This window comes from Ferdinandcohnia sp. GQ5, assembly GCF_059759275.1.
Genome location: NZ_JCAXEW010000001.1, coordinates 122836 through 144667 on the forward strand (window position 1 = coordinate 122836; position 21832 = coordinate 144667).

General features: G+C 37.1%; 19 protein-coding genes and 1 tRNA gene. 11 read left to right on the forward strand and 9 right to left on the reverse strand.

The genetic code is table 11. The annotated features are described in order from the left end of the window. Positions 1–139: 139 nt before the first annotated feature. Positions 140–1258 (forward strand): IscS subfamily cysteine desulfurase, encoded by a 1119-nt coding sequence (locus AC6CHV_RS00550; protein WP_498077856.1) that lies wholly within the window; start codon positions 140–142, stop codon positions 1256–1258. A 30-nt stretch (positions 1259–1288) separates the two neighbouring features. After that, the gene (locus AC6CHV_RS00555) at positions 1289–1831 is read left to right on the forward strand and encodes a transcription repressor NadR (RefSeq protein WP_341331752.1); all 543 of its coding nucleotides are present in this window, start codon (positions 1289–1291) and stop codon (positions 1829–1831) included. Between the two features lie 251 nt (positions 1832–2082). Here the strand turns inward: AC6CHV_RS00555 and htpG are convergent, their stop codons facing one another. The 4 genes from htpG to selB all read right to left on the reverse strand — a co-directional run bounded on the left by htpG (position 2083) and on the right by selB (position 7209). Continuing rightward, positions 2083–3963, reverse strand: a complete 1881-nt coding sequence (htpG, locus tag AC6CHV_RS00560) for a molecular chaperone HtpG (protein WP_498077857.1) — start codon at positions 3961–3963, stop codon at positions 2083–2085. A gap of 127 nt (positions 3964–4090) precedes the next feature. Next, positions 4091–5002, reverse strand: a complete 912-nt coding sequence (locus tag AC6CHV_RS00565; protein WP_440272980.1) for a CBASS cGAMP-activated phospholipase — start codon at positions 5000–5002, stop codon at positions 4091–4093. A gap of 89 nt (positions 5003–5091) precedes the next feature. Then, positions 5092–5325, reverse strand: coding sequence for a SelT/SelW/SelH family (seleno)protein (locus tag AC6CHV_RS00570; RefSeq protein WP_498077858.1), 234 nt, complete (start codon positions 5323–5325; stop codon positions 5092–5094). 12 nt (positions 5326–5337) lie between these two features. Next, positions 5338–7209: a selenocysteine-specific translation elongation factor gene (selB, locus tag AC6CHV_RS00575; RefSeq protein ID WP_498077859.1), complete on the reverse strand. Its 1872-nt coding sequence runs from the start codon at positions 7207–7209 to the stop codon at positions 5338–5340. Between the two features lie 135 nt (positions 7210–7344). On the opposite strand from selB, the gene AC6CHV_RS00580 reads away from it, so the two are divergent. The 6 genes from AC6CHV_RS00580 (at position 7345) to AC6CHV_RS00605 (ending at position 12266) form a co-directional block, all read left to right on the forward strand. Beyond that, positions 7345–7441, forward strand: a tRNA-Sec gene (locus tag AC6CHV_RS00580). 50 nt (positions 7442–7491) lie between these two features. Then, positions 7492–8544: a selenide, water dikinase SelD gene (gene selD / locus AC6CHV_RS00585; RefSeq protein ID WP_498077860.1), complete on the forward strand. Its 1053-nt coding sequence runs from the start codon at positions 7492–7494 to the stop codon at positions 8542–8544. Between the two features lie 83 nt (positions 8545–8627). Continuing rightward, a complete protein-coding gene (gene phnD / locus AC6CHV_RS00590; RefSeq protein ID WP_498077861.1) occupies positions 8628–9521 on the forward strand; it encodes a phosphate/phosphite/phosphonate ABC transporter substrate-binding protein in 894 nt (297 codons plus the stop codon). Between the two features lie 11 nt (positions 9522–9532). Next, entirely contained in the window at positions 9533–10288 is a 756-nt protein-coding gene (phnE, locus tag AC6CHV_RS00595) for a phosphonate ABC transporter, permease protein PhnE (RefSeq protein WP_498077862.1), read from the forward strand. 54 nt (positions 10289–10342) lie between these two features. Then, positions 10343–11080, forward strand: coding sequence for a phosphonate ABC transporter ATP-binding protein (gene phnC, locus AC6CHV_RS00600; protein WP_498077863.1), 738 nt, complete (start codon positions 10343–10345; stop codon positions 11078–11080). A gap of 85 nt (positions 11081–11165) precedes the next feature. After that, positions 11166–12266, forward strand: coding sequence for an AI-2E family transporter (locus AC6CHV_RS00605; RefSeq protein WP_498077864.1), 1101 nt, complete (start codon positions 11166–11168; stop codon positions 12264–12266). 32 nt (positions 12267–12298) lie between these two features. On the opposite strand, the gene AC6CHV_RS00610 is transcribed toward AC6CHV_RS00605, so the two are convergent. The 3 genes from AC6CHV_RS00610 to AC6CHV_RS00620 are packed head-to-tail and all read right to left on the reverse strand — an operon-like array spanning position 12299 to position 14220. Beyond that, on the reverse strand, positions 12299–13315 hold the full coding sequence (locus AC6CHV_RS00610) for an MsnO8 family LLM class oxidoreductase (protein ID WP_498077865.1): 1017 nt from the start codon (positions 13313–13315) through the stop codon (positions 12299–12301). 15 nt (positions 13316–13330) lie between these two features. Then, on the reverse strand, positions 13331–13615 hold the full coding sequence (locus AC6CHV_RS00615) for a DUF3219 family protein (RefSeq protein WP_498077866.1): 285 nt from the start codon (positions 13613–13615) through the stop codon (positions 13331–13333). A gap of 2 nt (positions 13616–13617) precedes the next feature. Then, complete coding sequence (locus AC6CHV_RS00620) at positions 13618–14220, reverse strand: methyltransferase domain-containing protein (RefSeq protein WP_498077867.1); 603 nt, start codon at positions 14218–14220, stop codon at positions 13618–13620. Positions 14221–14357: 137 nt separating this feature from the next. On the opposite strand from AC6CHV_RS00620, the gene AC6CHV_RS00625 reads away from it, so the two are divergent. Beyond that, a complete protein-coding gene (locus AC6CHV_RS00625; protein WP_498077868.1) occupies positions 14358–14696 on the forward strand; it encodes a lipopolysaccharide assembly protein LapA domain-containing protein in 339 nt (112 codons plus the stop codon). A 645-nt stretch (positions 14697–15341) separates the two neighbouring features. Here AC6CHV_RS00625 and AC6CHV_RS00630 read toward each other — a convergent pair. Next, positions 15342–17540 (reverse strand): UvrD-helicase domain-containing protein, encoded by a 2199-nt coding sequence (locus AC6CHV_RS00630; RefSeq protein ID WP_498077869.1) that lies wholly within the window; start codon positions 17538–17540, stop codon positions 15342–15344. 145 nt (positions 17541–17685) lie between these two features. Here AC6CHV_RS00630 and fumC point away from each other — a divergent pair, with 145 nt between their 5' ends. Further along, positions 17686–19074, forward strand: a complete 1389-nt coding sequence (fumC, locus tag AC6CHV_RS00635; RefSeq protein WP_498077870.1) for a class II fumarate hydratase — start codon at positions 17686–17688, stop codon at positions 19072–19074. A gap of 34 nt (positions 19075–19108) precedes the next feature. On the opposite strand, the gene pepF is transcribed toward fumC, so the two are convergent. Next, on the reverse strand, positions 19109–20899 hold the full coding sequence (gene pepF / locus AC6CHV_RS00640) for an oligoendopeptidase F (protein ID WP_498077871.1): 1791 nt from the start codon (positions 20897–20899) through the stop codon (positions 19109–19111). Positions 20900–21032: 133 nt separating this feature from the next. On the opposite strand from pepF, the gene AC6CHV_RS00645 reads away from it, so the two are divergent. Then, entirely contained in the window at positions 21033–21821 is a 789-nt protein-coding gene (locus AC6CHV_RS00645; RefSeq protein WP_498077872.1) for a hypothetical protein, read from the forward strand. The last annotated feature ends 11 nt before the right edge of the window (positions 21822–21832 follow it).

The following is a 21832-nucleotide window of genomic DNA, read 5'->3' on the forward strand; positions in this document are numbered from 1 at the left end:
CTAGGTAACTTTTTAGGAGAAAATACAAATTGAGTTTACAACTGTCTTGACACTTATATTTACATAAATGTAGACTAATGACAAGACCTTTTTCATTGTCCCCTGCTTTTTTAGGTAGATTGAAAGGATGGTAGAGACGATGATTTACTTAGATTATGCCGCAACAACTCCGATTCGCGAGGAAGCATTACAAATGTTTACGGAGGTTTCAACAAAATATTATGGAAATCCAAGTAGCTTACATGATGTTGGTTCTAATGCGAAGCAATTGCTAGAATTGTGTCGTAAAGAGCTTGCTGATACAATAAATGGGGAGCCTGAAGGTGTTTATTTTACAAGCGGAGGTTCAGAATCAAATCACTTAGCGATTCGCTCCCTTCTAGAAGCACATAAAACCAGAGGAAACCACTTAATTACAAGTTCAACAGAACATTCGTCTATTCATAATGTATGTAAGCAGCTTGAAACAGAAGGTTACGATGTTACCTATCTTCCTGCTGATCGATTTGGACAGGTTCGATTGGATGATTTGCAGTCAGCAATTACGGATAAAACCATTTTTGTGTCGATTCAGTTTGCAAACCCAGAAATCGGCACGATTCAACCAATTTTAGAAATTGGCACTTTTCTACATGAGAGAAATATTTTATTTCATAGTGACTGTGTCCAGGCTTTTGGGAAGATTCCAATAGATGTTAAAAAAGCACATATTGATAGCTTGTCAATTTCTAGTCATAAAATATATGGTCCAAAAGGAGTTGGAGCTTGTTATATACGTCCATCTGTCATGTGGAAAATGCAAATACCTGGAACTTCACATGAAAATGGATTCCGTCCCGGAACCGTAAATATACCAGGAATTGCATCCTTTATTACAGCAGCTCAGTTAATTTGTAGTGAAATGGAAATGAATACTAGGAAAAATCGAGGATTGCGAGATAGACTATTATCTGGGCTAGCCATTTTAAAAAATGAAATAAATGTTGAAGGACATCCAACTGATCAGCTTCCACATATTATAGGTTTTTCCGTTGGCGGTTTACAAGGGCAATATATTATGCTTGAATGCAATCGACATGGAATTGCAATTTCTACAGGAAGCGCATGTCAAATTGGTAAGCAAACCCCATCGAAAACAATGCTTGCAATAGGAAAAACAAAAGATGAAGCTAAACAGCTAATTCGTATATCATTTGGACGAATGACAACTACAGAGGATATCGACAAGGTAGTCGAAGTGTTAAGGAATATTGTTTAACAGCTTGAAAGTGATATTGGAGTGAATAAAATGAGTGGAGATAAAAAATTATTAGGTGAGCAACGACGAGAAACGATTATAAAATGGTTAAAGGAAAGCCCTACCCCAATCATTGGCGAGGAGTTATCAAAACGAGCAAATGTAAGCCGCCAGGTCATTGTTCAAGATATCTCGTTATTAAAGGCGAAAAATGAACCAATCGTTGCTACTAGTCAAGGCTACATCTATTTACAAGATCAGCCCAAGGAAGAAAATTTTACACGCATTATTGCTTGTAAACACACATCTGAGGAAACAGCGAAAGAACTAAATATTTTGGTCGATCATGGAGTGACTGTACGTGATGTAATTGTGGAGCATCCTGTATATGGGGATATTACAGGTTCCTTAATGATTAAGAATCGATTCGAGGTTAAACGTTTTGTCGAAAGAATAACTGAAACAAAGGCTACCCTTCTGTCGTTGTTGACAAATGGAGTACACCTACATACGATTGAGGCGGATTCTATTGAAAAAATCAATGCAGCCTGTGAAGCCTTACGCGAAGAGAATATTTTATTTAGTGACCAGTAAGATGAATTAAGCAACAGCCTTGTGAGGACTGTTGCTTTTTTGTTTCCCGATTAAAAATGGATGGATCTATATAACATGAAGATGCAAAAAGACTGTGATCGTATCCTCATTAACCGAAATGGTTCAAACGTACCCTCATTCACTGAACAGAGTTTAAGTGAGGGTAAGAAAACAGCTTAAGCGTACCCTCGTTAAATCCTTTGAGTCCAAGTGAAGCTACGAATACGTAATATCCCTACCGTCTCATATGATCACACCATAATCTTACAGATATCATTTGTAAATTCTACTGGGTCTTGGATTGGTAGGCCTTCGATAAGAAGTGCTTGGTTGTACAATAAGTGAGTATATAAATCTAATTTTGTTTGGTCATTTTCGAATGCATTTTTCAATGATTGGAAGACTTCATGTTGTATGTTGATCTCCAACACCTTATCTGCTTTAATGTTTTGGTTATCTGGCATAGCATTAAGCACTTTTTCCATTTCAATGGAGATCTCACCATCTGTTGATAAGCAGACTGGGTGTGTTTTAAGTCGTTTTGAAATTCTTACATCCGTTACCTTACCGGCTAATGTATTTTTCATATATTCAAATAGCTCTTTGTTCTCGTTTTGTTCTTCTTCTGTTGCTTTGTCATGTTCATTTGGTTCAAAGCCTAGATCGCTGCTTGATACTGATTTGAACTCTTTTTCCTTGTATTTCATGAGCATTTTAATCGCAAACTCATCAATATCCTCTGTGAAATAAAGGATTTCATAGCCCTTATCCGTAACTAATTCTGTTTGTGGAAGTTTATCAATTCGTTCTACTGAATCACCAGTTGCATAATAAATATACTTTTGATCTTCCGACATTCTAGATACATATTCATCTAATGTGACAAGCTTTTTCTCTTTGGAAGAATAGAAGAGTAACAAATCTTGAAGGGTTTCCTTATTACTTCCGAAATCACTATACACACCAAATTTTAATTGGCGACCAAAGCTATCGTAGAACTTTTCATAGTTGTAGCGTTCATTTTTTAACATGCTTTGTAATTCGCTTTTGATTTTCTTATTAATGTTTTTCGCAATAAGCTTTAATTGTCGGTCCTGCTGAAGCATTTCTCTTGATATATTAAGTGATAAATCCTCAGAATCTACCAACCCCTTAACAAAGCTAAAATAATCTGGAAGCAGGTCGGCACATTTGTTCATTATTAAAACCCCGTTTGAGTAGAGCTCAAGTCCCTTCTCGTATTCCTTTGAATAATAGTCAAAAGGAATATTTTCAGGTATATATAATATTGCATTATAGCGGATTGTCCCATCAACACTGGTATGAATATGTTTCAGTGGCTTATCAAAACCATAGTGTTTTTCATTATAGAATTTTTCATAGTCTTCATCTGTTAATTCGCTTTTGTTCTTTCTCCAAATTGGAACCATGCTGTTGATGACTTGTTCCTCAGAAACCTGCTCGTATTCAGAATCACTTCCTTCTTTAAGTTTACTTGTTGTAACATCCATCTTTATTGGGTAGCGGATGAAATCTGAGTACTTTTTGATAATGGATTTCAAGCGATATTCTTCTAAAAACTCATCATACGTTTCATCTTCTGTGTTTTCTTTGATTTTTAAAATGATTTCTGTACCGACAGTATCTTTTTCCAAAGTTTCAATTGTATACCCATCGGCACCCGTTGATTCCCATTTATATGCTTCTTCACTGCCCAGTGCTTTACTTACAACAGTCACAACATCTGCAACCATGAAAGCAGCATAAAATCCGACACCGAATTGACCAATGATATCGTGACCATCTTTAATTTCCGTTTCCTTTTTAAAAGCTAAGGAACCACTTTTTGCAATTGTTCCAAGATTCGTTTCTAGCTCTTCCTTTGTCATACCAATTCCGGTATCAGAAATAGTAAGAGTTCTGTTATCTTTGTCGGCAGTAATTTTGATGAAGTAGCTATCTTTATCAAATTGATAACGATCATCGGTTAACGCCTTATAGTAGATTTTGTCAATCGCATCGCTAGCGTTTGAGATTAGTTCCCGTAAGAAAACTTCTCTCTGGGAATAAATTGAGTTAATCATCATTTCTAATAACCTTTTAGACTCTGCTTTAAACTGCTTTTTTGCCATACTAAATCCCCTTTCAGTAAATAACTGTGACAATTATATTGTTTTACGTTAGCACTCTCGTTCCCGGAGTGCTAACACCCAACTTTTTAATAACATATATTTTTTTCTCTGTCAATCAAGTTGCTAGTTAATTCTTTATAAATGTGGTGATTTTCTCCTTATGATTTTGAAAGGATTGTTCACCCAGCTTTACGAGAAAATCGATATATTCTGGTGCATCAAATGGAACCTCCCGGCCAAGTTCTTCATTTATGCGAACATAGTTATCACTTAGCAAATGCTGACAATGATAAGTTACCGATTCCGATGACAAATGCAGGGCGAGATCGAGTAGTTTTGGAGTCATTTTCATCGATGGAAGATTAAATGGCAGCCACTTATTTACGCCCCATTCTTTCTTTTTTTCAATCGAGAAGTCAATCTTTTGCAGACCAGTCCCAATTGATAAAATTTGAATGTCGGATAAATTCTTTTCAAAATAATGCTGGGCTTCTGTAATACAAACAAGCGAAGGATTATTAGCCCAAAGTCCCCCATCAATGGCTAAATAGTGATTATTAATATTATTTGGTGGGAAAAAGACGGGTGCTGAACATGAAGACAGAACGGCATCCCAAAGCTTTATGGAGTGATCGTCCTGTTCTGCATTACCATAATTCGTTCGGTGGACAAAAGGTTTCCCATTGGTAATATCAACTGTCGGGATAAGCAAGGGTTTTTCTATATCAAATAATGTAATTTCACCAAATGCTTCTTGTATATAATGTCGTAAAAATTGATCACTGTACACACTCTTTAGAAACCCAATTTTCGCTTGCTTGGTAAAAATCTTTTCCCCGTATTTGATGTAGTTTTCCTGTACATCCTCCATATTTATCTCTAAAGTTGCTGAAGCAGCAATGATTGAACCAGTACTCGTTCCTGCAACCATATCAAACATCTTGGAGATGGGTTTTTTATATTCTTTTTCTATTAAGCGTAAAATGGCAACAGCAAAGACTCCGCGAATTCCGCCCCCATCAATGCATAAGATTTTCATATTTTTCACCTATTAGCCGTTTTTTTACTAGTATTCCCTTGAAGCATCATAGGTATAAGCAGCAAAAAAGATGCCTCTAAAAGGGCATCTTATACTTGCTTCATGATTGAAATGATTTCTTCTGGTGTTGGAAATCTACCTACTTCTTTTTTCGAGAACACTTTTTCCCCATTTACAGTCACTTCAAACACCCCGCCTGAAGCTGGAATGAGTTCAAGGTTTGTAATGGTTTGTCTAAAGTGTGTGAATAGTTTTTCCGCAAGACCTGCGGCTTTAGGTGCGTAGTTTCACTGCATACAAAACTCAATTGAAATCTTATACATTATGAAAACCTCCTATTTTTTTATCCATACCCGATTCCCTTCTTCACGAAGTGTAAGTTGCTGTTCATCAAGTAGCTCTAAGAAAGGAATGAGATATTTACGAGAAAGAGTTAATATTTCTTTTGCTTCTGATAAACTAAAACGTTCGTTTGTTTGAGCTTGAAGCTTAGCAACAGCTTTTTCAACAGCATTTTTGTGAACTAATGTGTCTTCACCCAATAAGAATGCTTGGTTTGTTATTAATAAATAGGCCTTAAGCTCATTTGCAGCTTGGTTCTCAATGGCAGCTTCTTTTATATAATCTCCCCATTTTCTTGGTTGAATAGCATCGTTGAGAAGTGAATCGACGATATTTTCCAATGGTCCTTTCGGTAGGCTCGGGTAAAAAGTTGCAACTGAAAGATATTGTACATCCTTTTTAATGGCATTGTTTTGTAATAACACATTTATACAGTATTCAATTAAATTTTTATCTTGTTTAATCTCTTGAAGAAGTTCGGCCTTACTCATACCTATTCGTAAAGGAAATTCTTTGTGATAATTGATTAATCTTTCAAGGATTGTTGCACTTAGTTCGGATACGGTTCGTTTCAGACTATACCCCTTCTCATTAACTTTAATATAACTTCCCGAGGATAAAATTTCTTTTACTTCTTCCTCTTGTAAAGAGGATAGTTGAATTAGCCTAAGCGTTGATAATAGCTTATGAGTCTGAAGTAAATCATCAATGATTTCTGATGGTGAACGCTCCTTTTGTTTTTTGAGCATATTTATGGTTTCTTCACCAAATCTGTATTTCTGAGCTTGTGGCTGAGTAATCCATCCACCACCAAGTGTTTCAACTGGAGTGGGTCTTCGTAATATAAACCTATCCCCACGACGTACTACAATTTCATCATCTAATCGAATCTGACAAAGTATTTCATCCGTTGATTCCTGAACTTCATTCCGATCAAAAAAGATAATTTTGCCGTAAGCTTCAGTGGTACCTACATGTAACTTGACCGGAGAACGTTGCTTTAGTGGAATTGATAGTGATGAAACAAGCTGCAGTGAAACATCAATAATGTTAGTTACTTGAAAGTTTTCTGAATCAACTAGCACATCACCACGTCTAATCTCGTCTTTTGTTGCTCCGGTAATATTTAGTGCCACCCGTTGCCCTGCCTGTGCCTGTTTTGTTTCTTGATTATGAACCTGAATTTGGCGTATTTTAATCTTTTTTTCTGACGGCAAAAGGGTTAATGGACTGTCTTTTGTCACACTACCTTCAAACACCGTTCCTCTAACAACCGTACCATGTCCTTGAACTGTAAATGCCTGGTCAATTGGCAAGCGAAATGATCCATGGCTATTTCTTTGGTTAAGATTTTTAAGTTCCTTTTGAATAGCTTGCTTTAGTTCGGGTATTCCGTTTCTTGATAAGCTATCAATATACAGGATTGGAGCATCCTTATAATCCGTATCGGCGAGTAATTCATTTATCTCATCGACAGCGAGTTCCAGCAACTCCTTCTCTACCCTTTCAATCTTTGAAACCACAATCATACATTTCTTAATACCTAAAAATTTTAATATTTGGAGGTGTTCTTTTGTTTGTGGCATGACCCCTTCGTCCGCTGCAATCACAAGCAACACAAGATCAATCCCGGCAACACCGGCAATCATTTGTCTAATGAATCGTTCATGTCCAGGTACATCCACGATTGAGATATGCATTTCGTTATTTAATAAAAGAGGTGCAAAGCCAGGCTCAATTGATATATTCCGTTCTTTTTCTTCTTTTAACCGATCAGTATCAACGCCTGTTAATGCTTTCGTGAGGGTTGTTTTTCCGTGGTCAATATGTCCCGCCATTCCAATGGTGTAATAGACTTCAGTCATTATGTCCCTCCTCTCTTTTTATTACCGTAGTCTCTACCTTCTACTTTACTAGGAAGCCTGAAGCAATTTCAAGCAGGATGATTATTATTTGCCTTGAAAATAGATTCCTGTATATAATGAAAGGTGTTCCTTTTTGGGGTTGGCTGGGTGACTGGTGTCCCCCTGGGTCTTCAAAACCCTGAGGGAGGCGCGTGTCGTCTCTGGTGGGTTCGATTCCCACACAGTCCCGCCAATATTGTTTATAAAAATGAAATGTTAAAAAGTGTGGAAGGAGTGAAGTTGATGTCTAAGAAGGAAGAAATCATTAAATTGACCTCCCTTTCAACAAAGGCTGGCTGAGGATGCAAAATCGGTCCTGAGGACCTGACGCAGGTTCTGCGTCATTTACCAAAAGCTACGCCAAATCCTAATTTATTAGTTGGTCTTGATACGCCTGATGATGCCGGAGTATATAGAATCAGTGATGATCTTGCGCTTGTGCAAACACTGGACTTTTTTACGCCAATCGTGGACGATCCGTACATGTTTGGGCAAATTGCAGCAGCGAATGCTTTAAGTGATGTCTACGCAATGGGAGGAAAACCGATTACAGTTATGAACATCGTCGCCTTCCCTATTAATACATTAGATAAAAGTATTTTAGCCGACATCTTAGCAGGTGCTGCGGAAAAAGTAAGAGAATCAGGAGCTTCATTAGTTGGTGGACACTCCATCGATGACAAGGAGCCAAAATTCGGCTTATCCGTGACAGGTACTGTTCATCCCAATCGAATTCGTGCAAATGTCGGTGCAAAGCCTGGTGACCGCCTTATTTTAACTAAGCCAATCGGGGTTGGGATATTAACAACAGCTATTAAGAGAGACCTATTAGAGACTAAAGATATCAAAAAAGTAACAGAAGTCATGGCAACATTAAATAAAAATGCTGCCGAGGTAATGGAAGAATATCATGTTCATGCTTGTACAGATGTTACAGGATTTGGTCTGCTAGGTCACGCAATGGAAATGGCTGAAGGAAGCCAAGTTGGCATGACGATTCAGTACGAAAGTGTCCCAATTTTGCCAAGAACGAAAGAACTCGCTGAACAAAAAGTAGTTCCGGGTGGAACAAAGAAAAATCATGCTTGGTTAGCAGAACGAATTGAGTATAGTTCTGGTCTTGATGAACTCGATCAACTCATTCTTTGTGATGCAATCACATCAGGTGGACTTCTTGTATCTGTTCCAGAAGCTGAAGCCGAAAAAATGCTGCAAAAACTACACGAAAACAATGTAGAAGCGAGCATAATTGGTGAAGTAACAAGCGAAAAACCTGGAATTATTAAGGTAATCTAAAGGACTCTAGTTTGAGTCCTTTTTAGGTTGATAGGAAATAATACCTTTAACTTTAATGTAATTTACAAAATGAGGTGTCAAATTTGAAAACGAAAACGATTTATGTTCTCTTCCTAGTTTTAACCCTCCTTCTTACGGCTTGTGGTTCAAACACTAGTGATGAAAACGAAAATGAGAAAGAAGAATCTTTTACAATTGGAGTCATTCCAGTCCAAACAGTTGGCGAAATGGAGACAGCGATGGATAAGCTTCAGACTGTATTAACGGAAAAATTAAACCGTGACGTGTCTGTTGAAGTGTATCCAGACTATAACGGTGTAGTAGAGGCAATGAATTATGACAAAATTGATATGGCCTATTTTGGTCCATTAACCTATGTTGTGGCCCACGAAAAAAGCGGTGCAAAAGCGATCATCACCCAATTGATTGATGGTGAGCCATTTTACCATTCTTATATCATTACTCATAAAGACAGTCCTTTAAATTCGATAGAAGATTTGGTCACTAACTCAAAAGAAATTGATTTTGCTTTTGGTGATATTAACTCAACCTCAGGCTCTCTCATTCCTTCTATCGAATTACAAGATCAAGGTGTGTTTAAATCTGAAGATGAGCACAATTTTAAAACGGTTCGATATACTGGTTCACATGATGCCACAGCCTTAGCGGTACAAAATAAACAAGTCGGTGCAGGAGCCATCGATAGTGCAATCTATAATCAGTTAGTTGAATCTGGAAAAGTAGATGGTTCGTTAATTAAAACAATTTGGCAATCTGAAAAATTGTTTCAATACCCATGGGCTGTACATAAAGATACTGATGACGAAACCATTCAAAAACTTAAAGATGCCTTCTTAGCCATTGAAGATGAAGAAATATTAGCAGCGTTTGGCGCGAGCGGTTTTACAGAAGCAACGGATGAGGACTATGAGAGCATCCGGAAAGCTGCAATCAAACAAGGAATTATTAATGAATAGAGCTGATTCATATGTGGTTTAAACGATCTACTTTTCTAACTGTAGTTCTATTGGTTATTGCAATTTTTGTTAGTATGAGATTAACCGAATTCGACTTATCAAAATTTCGTGATTTTCGAAATATGATAGATTTTCTTTCACAATGGTTTCCTATTGATTTTACAGCATTACCTCTATTGTTATGGGATAGTGCTGAGACCCTTGCGATGGCATTTCTAGGAAGTTTTTTCGGGCTTATCATCGCGTTACCGATTAGCTTTCTTGGGGCCAAGAACACCTCTCCATCGGGCATAATTTACAATGTAGTCCGGATCTTAATGAGCTTTGTCCGTTCAATACCGGAAATTGTGTTCGGATTGATTTTATTAACGGCACTGGGGCTTGGCCCCTTTCCTGCTGTGTTAGCTATAATGTTTCACAATATAGGTGTTCTTGGAAAATTAATTTCCGAATTGATTGAATCAGCTGAACCCGGTCCACAGGAAGCCATGAGAGCTGTTGGAACAAAAAACTGGTTAGCATCTCTTTTTAGCATCCTACCGCAAATTTGGCCAAATGTCTTATCACAATATTTTTATCGGTTTGAGGTTGCGATCCGCACTTCCCTCATACTCGGATTTATTGGAGGTGGCGGGATTGGGCAGCGTCTTTTTAATGACTTTAAAAGTTTTCAATATTCATCTGTATCGTTGGACGTTTTACTCATCATGGTAATTGTCATTATTGTGGACTCGTTTGGAAGTTATGTTCGGAATAAAGTGATTTGAAGTTGATAAATCAGTACAAAGAAGCAATGACGCTTTGAATGGGGTATGTGTGTAATGATTGAGTTGAAGGATGTAACGGTGTACTATCCAAATACAAATAGACCTGCATTGAAAACAGTAAATCTTCACCTAGTTGAAGGTGAATTTGTTTGTGTGCTTGGCAAAAGCGGTGCGGGTAAATCAACGCTCATCCGTTGTATGAACGGTCTTCAACAGCCAACAAGTGGTGAAGTATTTTTGGATGGAGAACGATTTACAAATAAAACGAGTGAAGAACAACGCCTAGTACGAAGAGAAATCGGAATGATTTTTCAGCACTTTAACCTCATTCCCCGCTTGACCGTATTGCAAAATACATTAACAGGGATGTTTGGTTATCGGAGTTCTATGAGGAATTTACTCGGGATCTTTTCGAACGAAGAAATTGACCAAGCAAAACGTGTGTTAGGAGTTGTTGGTCTTTCTGAATTTGAAAATCGTCGGATTGAACATTTAAGTGGTGGTCAAAAGCAACGTGTTGGAATTGCACGCGCATTATTACAAAAACCTCGTGTGTTTTTAGGGGATGAACCGGTGGCAAGCTTAGATCCAGGCACTGCTAATCGTATAATCTCTTTATTAAAGGAATTGCATGAGCGCCATGGGCTCCTTTCCGTTATGAATCTACATGATGTTGAATTAGCAAAACAATTTGCTTCAAGAATTATAGCTCTAAAAAGTGGTGAAATCATTTTTGACGGAAAACCTGAACATTTTACAGAAGAAATTTATAGACAAACATACCATTTATGAAAAATATCCATTGAGAGGAAGTAATTGTTTTCTTTTTCTTGAATTGATATAATTTTTTATATTAATAGAAAAGAAGGTACATGCTTTGACGAAAAAGAAATTACAATATTGGCTTATTCAGATCCTCTTGATTTTAACGATTATCTATGTTTCAACGAAAATTACCTTTCTATTTGAACCAATTGGTGTGTTTTTCTCTACCATCTTTTTCCCAATTTTGATTACTGGATTTCTTTATTTTCTATTAAATCCTGTCGTCAAATTTCTACATCGCCATAAAGTTCCAAAGAGTATAGGGATCATCATTATTTACGTAGCGTTTTTTGGGTTAATAATGTTAGCAGTCGGAAACTTAGTCCCGGTTATTACAAAACAATTTTCCGCCTTAGGTAATGCCCTACCTGGTTATGCCAACCAAGTGATGGACTTTTTTGAGAATGTAACAAAGTCCTCGGAATTTAAGTGGATTCAAGATGAACAACAGGAGCTTTTAAAAACGATTGAAGAAAAGCTAATTGCTTTTGCAAATACTCTTCCAAACCGTATAACCGGTGGTATAACGCAAATTATTGGCTTTGTGACGAATATTGCAATTATTCTTGTGACTGTGCCGTTCCTTTTGTTTTATATGTTCAAAGATGGCGACCGTTTCCCTCAAGCAATTGCAAGATTTTTTCCTACCGATTATAGAGACGAGGCTTTAACCATCTTAAAAGAAACCGGTGAGACACTCTCTGCTTATATTCAAGGGCAAGTTACTGTAGCTTTAGCAGTTGGAACCCTATCATTTATTGGGTATTTAATTATTGACTTACCGTTTGCACTTGTTATGGCATTAATTGTTGCAGTGACGAATATTATTCCGTATGTCGGACCATTTCTCGGTGGTGCACCAGCAGTCATTGTTGGTTTATTTGACTCACCTGCGAAAGCATTGTTAGTCGTTTTAGTGATTGTCGTCGCTCAGCAAATTGAAGGGAATGTGCTTTCTCCACTTATCCTTGGTAAAACATTGGATACACACCCTGCTACGATTATTATTCTTTTACTTGCAGCTGGAAATCTGGCAGGAGTATTAGGAATGATCCTAGCCATTCCAACCTATGCGGTTATCAAAACGATTGTCATCAATATTGTGAGGTTCCTGAAAGCCAAGAAGAAGGCCGAACTAACACCAGATGTCTAAATAAAAACCACGGGACTTATGTTCCGTGGTTTTTAGTCTGATAAAATACTTTTAAGGCCCATCTCTCTTGCTATTAATTCATAGGATTTGAGTCGATCCTTAGGAGAATGTGTAATGGTTACGATCATTAGTTCATCGGCTTGATATGCTTGTTGAAGTTCAAAGAGTCTATTCTTCACTTCCATTGGGTCTCCAATGATGACTTTTTGTTTCATTTTTTCAAAACCCTTGTAAAGATTTTCCTTTTTTAGGTATTCCTTCGCTTCTGAAATGGAGGGGATTCCCCCGCTACCTTCTTTCTTATCTCTTTGCTTCCCCCAGATATAAGAACTTAACGCAATATCTTCGGCTTTTTCCTGTGTTTCAGCACAAATGGCAGAAACTGTAACAATTACTTGTGGCTTGTCTCCTTCTTTTCGCTCTACAAAGTTTTTACGATATTCTCTTACAATCTCTTCGCCATCATTGTCGCTCATAAATAACCCAAAGGTGTAAGCTAGCCCTTTTTCAGCAGCGAGTATAGCGCTCTTTTTGCTTGTTCCCAAAAGCCAAGGAACTGGCGGTGTTTCTGGGATTGGAGCAGCTTTTACGTTTGCAAATTCATGGCCAGGTGGAAAATCACGATGTATGAAATGTAAAAGCATATCAATTGATTCTGGCATTTTCCAAACCTGTTGCAAAAAATTATCAGATAATGCATTGGTCGCTTCTGCAGAACCACCAGGAGCCCTTCCAATTCCGATGTCAATACGATCGGGAAAAAGTGTTCCGAGCATGTTGTAGACCTCAGCTACTTTATAAGGTTTATAGTGTGGGAGCAAAACAGCGCCAGAACCGATTCTAATTGATTTGGTATGAGCTCCGATATAACCAAGCATCACCTCAGGTGCAGGACAGGCTAATCCTGTTAAGTCGTGATGCTCAGCAATCCAATATCTAATATATCCTAATCGCTCCCCTGCTTGGGCTAGTTTCATTGATTCCACCAATGCTTCTTGTGGTGTTTGATTTGCAGAAATGGGAGCTTGATCTAAAATACTTAATCGCATATTTTTGACTCCCTTCTATTCTTCTATTTCACAAAGAGTCAGTCTGAAAAGTCCAATCTGTTCTTTTTCATAAAGATTCGTGATAGAAGTTGAGTATTCCTGGATATTCACTTTACAATCTATATGTTGATCTGGCACTTTTAAGTGAAAAATTCCTTTGTATAATAATGTTGTTACATCATGGTATTCTTCGGTTGTTACGTTGAAATCAACTTTCACTAACAATAACCCATTTTTTATTTCTTCATCGTAATCTATAATGTTCAATTTATAATCGTCTAAGTAAATTTCGTTAACCATTGTCAGCACTCCTCTTTACTATTTCTTATTTCCATTACAACGAATAATCCTCCATAAAATTCTTTACGTTCGATAATTTTTAATCCATTTTGACTCACGAGTTTTTCTGTTTCCCGATTTAAACAACATCCATCACAAACTTTTTTCCATGCAGGAGTGAGCCAATCCTGTAGTTTTGATAAAAATGGATTTCTCATTTTTACATGCTCTAACATGAGAATTGTTCCATTCGGTTTACAAACCCTTTTCATTTCTAGTATTGCTTTTTCAGCGTCTGGAATCGTGCAAAACACAAGTGTTGCTACTAAAGTATCAAATGTTTCATCTTCAAAAGGTAAGTTTTCAGCACCTGCTTGAACAATGTCAATCGGCACAATAGCTTGTGATTTATTGTTAACAGCTCTCTCTGTCATTAGTGGATTAGGTTCGATTGCGGTGACACTTTGAACGTTCTGGTAAAGCGGGAAATTGATACCTGTTCCAGAACCTAGTTCGAGTACTTGTCCAGTTGCTTTTTTGAGCAGACGGCGACGAATCGAGCTGAGTTTTCTTTTTTCAAGTGGTTTCATAAAAAAATCGTATAGCGACGGAAATAATGAACTCATTCTTTCAACTCCAATAGCCTCAATACTTTAATTATATAATAATTGGGATATGATTTTCGAATAATTGGTATGCAGTAGGAACATGTAATGCTAAAATGGGTAAGATAAAAATAAGCTTGATTAAGGAGTTGTATATTTTGAGATTCCAGTGGAATTTAATTTTAGGACTATTATTTGCACTTATTGTAGCAATCTTTGCGGTAGTGAACGTTGATTCTGTAAGAGTTAATTATGTGTTTGGTTATTCAGAAATCCCGCTTATTTTAATCATTTTGGGTTCAGCCTTACTCGGAGGCTTAATCGTGGGCATGTTTGGGATTCTTCGTCAATATAGGCAGCAACGTCAAATTAAAAAGCTAGAGAAAGAAATTGAACAACTTAAGAGTGTAAGCGTTGAGGAAAAACCAGTAGAGAATAAAAGTAATGATTCTTCTGAAAAGGCTAATCTGGATCAGTCAGAGAATCAAAATCAATAATGTCATTTTTAGAAATGAAAAAGGTATTGGTTGGCATTTATAAGAGTTATGTTCTTCATCGAGTTTATGAAGAACATAAAGAATGCCATTTATGAGAGTTATGATCTTCATTAAGGTAATGAAGAACATAAAGACTGCCATTTAAAAGAGTTATGATCTTCATAGAGGTTATGAAGATCATAATGGCTGAAATGTAAAAGAGTTATGATCTTCATTAAGGTTATGAAGAACAGAAAGGCTGAAATGTAAAAGAGTTATGTTCTTCATCGAGTTTATGAAGACCATAATGTCTGTCATTTAACAGAGTTATGATCTTCATCAAGGTTATGAAGACCATAATGTCTGTCATTTAAAAGAGTTATGTTCTTCATCGAGGTTATGAAGAACATAAAGACTGCCATTTAAAAGAGTTATGATCTTCATAGAGGTAATGAAGATCATAATGGCTGAAATGTAACAGAGTTATGATCTTCATCAAGGTTATGAAGACCATAATGTCTTATATTTAATAGAGTTATGTTCTTCATCAAAGTTATGAAGACCATAATGTCTGTCATTTATAAGGGTTATGCTCTTCATAAAGGCACGAAGATCATAATAATGTTTGCTCGTTTTCAAAGAAATAGTCTTCAATTTATCGTGATCCTATTTTACCTTCACCACATCCGCCGGCTCCAATAACCCCATTTCTAAGCAAGTTTCAAGGAGCAGTGCTTTTCGTTCTTTCTGAAATTGAATTTCAATTCTTTCACCTGTAACCGACAAGATTGTTCCGTGACCAAATACACGATGCTTTACAGCCATTCCCTCTTCAATGTCGTCTCCCCTTTTAATCGCATTTGGATTATAAGGGACTACCGTCTTTTCACGTACCGGCTTCTTCTTTTGTACGGCCTGCTCGACTCTAACCGGTGGAGAGATGATATTTTTTACATTTGAGACAAATCGTGAACCTGTAACGTCTTTCCCATTTTGTTTTTTATAGGATAATAGTTCGAGTTCCTGTTCCGCGCGTGTCATTCCTACATAAAACAACCGGACAGCCTCTTCCATTAAATTACGGTTACCCTCTTTATATGCATTAATCTCGTCATGTGAAGGAATCACACCTTCTATCAAATCAATCATATACACCTTTTTAAACTCAAGCCCTTTTGAACTGTGAAAAGTAGAAAGGGTAATGGCATCTTTATTCTTATTAAACTTTGACGTCTTTAATAGATTTTCTAAATGCTTTAGTCGTTCAGCGAATTGTTCCATTGTTTCAAGAGTATCTGCTATTTCCTCAAGTGTTTGAAGCACACCAAATAAATAATCCGTTTTAAATCCAAGCTTCTTACTCATTTCTTTAAGTGTTTTATCGTAGCCAAGTTGATTTCTTATGAGTTTTATCGCCTTAAGTGGCTTTGTCCCTTTCATTTGTTGGAAAGTTTTTTTGCATGCTTGAATTTGTTTTATTTGATAGTCTTTTAAACCTTTATTTTGTAGCAGTTGATCGAAGATGGATTCCGTTGGCTTCTTTTTTGCTAATTCGAACAATTGTTCCCTTGATAGAAAAAATCCACATTTCGTATATATTTGTTCAAAAATATCGATTCGTTTATCTGTAAACGTCATTCTCATAAAGTTTAATACATCTTTAACGACCCAATGCGAAAAGAAACGATTATCTGAGTCTTTGATATAAAAGGGAATTTGACTCCGATCAAGCTCATTGATTAAATTGATGGAAGATGAATTATTCCGATATAGTACAGCGACATCCTTCTTCTCGTCTACACGATCAATTTCTTTGACAATGTATTTTGCTTGAAACCGATAATCCTCAAATTCTTTAATCACAATCGGCTTTTGATTCGGATTTTCGGTGAACATATTTTTATCATAGCGGTTATTATTTCGCTTGATAAAACGATTTGCTACATGAACAATATCCTTAGACGAACGATAGTTCTGTTCCATTTTAAGGATAACGGCGTTTGGATATACTTTTTTAAAATCAAGTAAATACTTCGGCTCCGCTCCTCTCCAAGAATAGATCGATTGATCATCATCCGCCACAACATATAAGTTTTGGTGGGGCTTCACTAGTTTTTCAATAATCGCATGCTGAACAAGCGAGGTATCTTGGCTTTCATCTGTTAGGAGGTAATCATAGCGATTTTGATATTTCCTCAGAATAGGTTCATCATTTGAAAATGCATCATTTGCTATCGTCAGCATATCATCATAATCAAGTAAAAGATGATTATGATTTGCATTCCTTATCTTTTCATATTCCTCAAAAATGGCTTCGACTAATGGAATATCACACTCAATCTTATCCCACTCATCACGAGGAAGTAGCTTGTTTTTAATATAACTAATATATGTGGTTAACTCTTCAAGCTGTTCTTCCGTAATGTTCTCACCATTCAATGATTTAAAAATTTGCCGTAACAGTTGTTTTTTATTAGGTCCACCTTCTTGATTTCCTTCAATTAATTGATATGAAATTTGTTGTTTATACAAATAATCTCGTACGACCTGGAATGCCAAACTATGAATGGTTGAAAAATCCACTGTGTCTAGGGATTGTTCCGGGAAGAAGCGAGCAAATCGATCTTTCATGTCAGCTGCGGACGCACGGCTAAAGGTTACAGCCTTAATTCGTGAAGGATGGACTCCTTCTTCTTCAATTAAATACCCAATTCTCATAATGGTTGTGGTTGTTTTACCCGAACCAGGTGATGCTAATAAGAGCAAAGGTCCCCTTCTATGAAGGACGGCCTGTTTTTGAACATTATTTAATTGGACACCAAGCTGTTCCTTTTTTCGATGAAAAAAGCTTTCCCCTTTATTCATGTTAGCACACCTCCTTTTTACTCAAAATACAATTATAAAGTCTATTAATTTTATTGACAAGGATGTTGAAATCCAAACAAGCTATGACATAAAACAAGGGTATAATTGGTACTTTATAGAGAGAAGAAAATTTGAGGTGATTATCTTGGATTATCGAATTGAAAAAGATACCATGGGCGAAATAAAGGTTCCAGCTGATGCATACTGGGCTGCCCAAACCCAACGAAGCAAGGAGAACTTTCGAATTGGGACGGAAAAAATGCCACAAGAAGTGATTGAAGCCTTTGCGATTTTAAAACGAAGTGCCGCCATTGCAAATGAAAAGCTAGGGAAGTTAAATGCCAATAAAACTAAAGCGATTATTTACGCGGGTGATGAAATTTTATCAGGAAAAATAGTTGACCATTTTCCGCTCGTTGTATGGCAAACAGGCAGCGGTACGCAAAGTAATATGAATGTAAATGAAGTCGTCGCTAACCGGGCTAACCAATGGTTAAAGGATAACGGGATTGATGAAAGAATTCACCCAAATGATGACGTTAATATGAGTCAAAGCTCAAATGATACCTTCCCAACGGCCATGCATATTGCTGGTGTGAAAGCTATTAATGAACGCCTCCTTCCTGTTATTCAAAAGTTGCAGACAACATTAGAAGACAAGGAAAAAGAATTTGCTAACATTGTAAAAATCGGAAGAACTCATCTTCAAGATGCTACACCATTAACACTCGGCCAAGAAATAAGTGGTTGGGTTCACATGTTGAAACGATCTAAGGAAATGATCAAGGAGTCTACCGAAAAAATGCTCGCCCTTGCCATAGGTGGGACGGCAGTAGGTACGGGGATTAATGCTCACCCTTTGTTTGGGGAGAAAGTAGCGAAGGAAATTGCAGAACACACGAAGCTTGGCTTTTATTCATCCGAGAATAAATTCCATGCGTTAACCAGTCATGATGAAATCGTATTTGCTCACGGAGCATTAAAAGGATTGGCAGCTAACTTGATGAAAATTGCCAATGATGTCAGATGGCTAGCAAGTGGGCCACGTTGTGGGATCGGTGAAATAACAATCCCGGAAAATGAGCCCGGTAGTTCGATTATGCCAGGGAAAGTAAATCCGACTCAAAGTGAGGCACTTACAATGGTTGCGGTTCAAGTCATGGGAAATGATGCAACAATCGGAATCGCAGCGAGTCAAGGCAATTTTGAGCTTAATGTGTTTAAACCAGTGATCATTTATAATTTCCTTCAATCCGTTAGACTTTTAGCTGATTCGATGGAATCGTTTAATACCAACTGTGCCGTTGGTATTCAGGCAAATGAGGCAGTTATCTCTAAATACCTGCACGAATCTTTGATGCTTGTTACGGCATTAAACCCACATATCGGCTATGAAAAAGCAGCGAAAATTGCGAAGCATGCTCATAAACACGAAACTTCTTTAAAAGAGGCTGCCATACATTTAGGAATTCTAACAGAAGCTGAGTTTGATCAATATGTAAAACCTGAACAAATGGTACATCCAAAGGAATAAAAAATAGCCTTCCACACTAGGAAGGCTATCATTTTTATAACTGAGAAAATTGCTCTACTAATTCATTAAATTTCTTTAATGAGTTTTCAATTGGGTATGGAGTAGTAAGGTCTACCCCTGTCTTTTTCAACAATTCTAGCGGGTAGTCGGAGCTGCCGCTTTTTAAAAATTGAAGATAAGAAGTGAGTGTTGTTTTGTCCCCTTCTAAAATTTTGGTAGCAATATGAATCGCTGATGCAAACCCAGTTGCGTATTTATAAACGTAAAATGGTCGGTAGAAATGTGGGATTCGGGACCAACCATATTTTACTTCATCATCAAACACAAGGTCCTCACCATGATACTCTCTAAATAATCCCTCATATACTTCACTAAACGAGTCAACATTTAAAGGCAATCCTTGTTCTGCCATTTCGTGCGTTTTCTTTTCGAACTCCGCAAACATCACTTGGGTAAAGAAAGTTCCTTTAAATTTATCGATAAAGTGATTGATTAAGAATTTCTTAACCTCTTCATTTGCTTCATTGTTCAATAAGTAGTTGATCAAAAGAACTTCATTAACTGTTGAAGCTACCTCAGCGACAAAAATACTGTAACGTGCGGTAATTTGCGGTTGATGCTCAGAACTTAGCTTACTGTGTACGCCATGGCCACATTCATGAACCAATGTAAATAAGCTGTCTAAGTCATCCTGATGGTTCAACAAAATATATGGATGTACACCATACACACCTAGATTATAGGCTCCAGAACGTTTTCCAGGAGTTTCCCGTACATCGAAATAACGCGAGGTTCTAAAATCCTTCAGTGTTTGAATATAATCTTCGCCTAATGGAGCAAGTGCACTGCACATAATTTCAAATGCTTCATCATACGAAATATCCTTCTTTGCCCCGCTAACGAGTGGTACACTTAAGTCATACTGACGAAGCTCATCAAGACCTAATTTTTCCTTGCGGATGCTTGTGTATTTGTGCATGGCACTGATGTTTTTCTTTGTTGTTTCGATTAGGTTTTCATAGACATCTTTTGGAACATTATCTCCGAATAATGCTTTTTCAAGTGCCGATGGATAATGACGTAGTTTTGAAATGGTCACATTATTTTTAATCGCGGCAGATAAAGTCGAAGCAATTGAATTTTTTAAATGAACATATGGCTCATAATAGGCTTTATAAGCTTCTTTTCGCTTCTCGCGATCCTCATCCTCGATCAGCTTTGCATACATTCCTCTCGTTAACTCTACCTTCTCACCGTCATCCTTTGTGATCTTACCAAAGCGAATATCCGCATTATTAATCATACCGTATGTTGTACTTGGTGCAGAAAGTGCCTCACCTAATTGTGAGAGAATCTCTTCTTGGTCTTTGTTTAAAACATGTGGTTTGTACCGGTACGATTCAAGTAATTCTTTTTCAAAATACTGAAGTCCTTCTTCCTCGGCAATGTAACGCTTTAGCGTTTCTTCCTCTAAGCTTAATAGGAACGGCATGAAAAAGGAATTCTTCGTGCTCACCTTTACACTAAGCTGTTTAGCTCGGTCTAAATAGGATTGTGATTTGGTAACTCGTGTATCTTCATCGACCTTTAACATGGCATAGGCAAAAAGCTTGTTAAAATGGAAAGATAGTTTTTCACTCAAGGTTAAATACTCACATAACGAATGTCCGTCATGAATATTTCCATCAAATTTTCCTAGCTCCTCCCCCATCTTTTCAATGAGTTTGTAGTCTTCCTCCCATTTGTTTAGATCAGAATAGAGATCATTTAAATTCCATTTCTCCTGTTCAGGCACTTCAGTTCGAGATGAATAGGTAGTTGTCATCGCAATTCTCCTTTGAATTAAATTGAAATTACTTTTATTATGTAAGAAAGAAATATATGATATGAGATAGATATGTTTCATTATATTTTATATGAATTACATAAATTTGTAAAAAGTGAAAGGATGTTCATACATGGCGAACAAATTGCCTCATGTAGAGGACTCAGGCGGAACTGTATATCTCCCACCAAAAAATGAGTATGAAACATTTGTTGATGATGCCCACTATGAAGAGAAGGTTCGAGAATGGGGCCTTTCCGTAAAAAAGGAATACTGGTACAAAGAAAGAACACATCAGCGAATTGTTACAATCAAAGGATATGAGGTGTACGGTAAGACCGGGAAACACAATACAATCGTCCTTGAGTTTCAAGATGGGAATCTCACTTGTATTCACCCTGCTTATTTAAAAGAGATGCAGTCACCAAGCTTTACAAAAGCTGCTATTTCAGACGCAAATGTATCTCAGCCGAAGACAAAGGAAACTGTAAGCAAGGTAGTTTCAGAGAAGCCGGAAACAACTGAAAAGAAACCAGCAGTTAAAAAAGAACAACAACCCGAAAAGAAAGCGAAAAAAGAAAAAACACCAAAAATTGAACTGCCAGCAGATAAGGTTCATTTTACCGCTAAGGTCAAGCAATTCGCGTTAACATGGAACCATTTTAATGAGGATAACGATGAAGTCATTGTTCTTGAGAATGTGGTTATTCAACAAGAAGAACCAACTGAAATTGGACTGGCTTGGTGTTCTCATTCAAAGACATTAAAGAAATTAGAGCTTGAACCCGGAAATACCCTTGAATTTGATGCCAAAATCGTGAAAAAGCGACTTGCAAAGGGTAAGGACGTTGAAGAAGAGTTCATCATTGAAGACCCAGTTCACTATAAAATCAACAATCCATCAAAACTAAAGAAAAGCTAAAAGAGCATTTT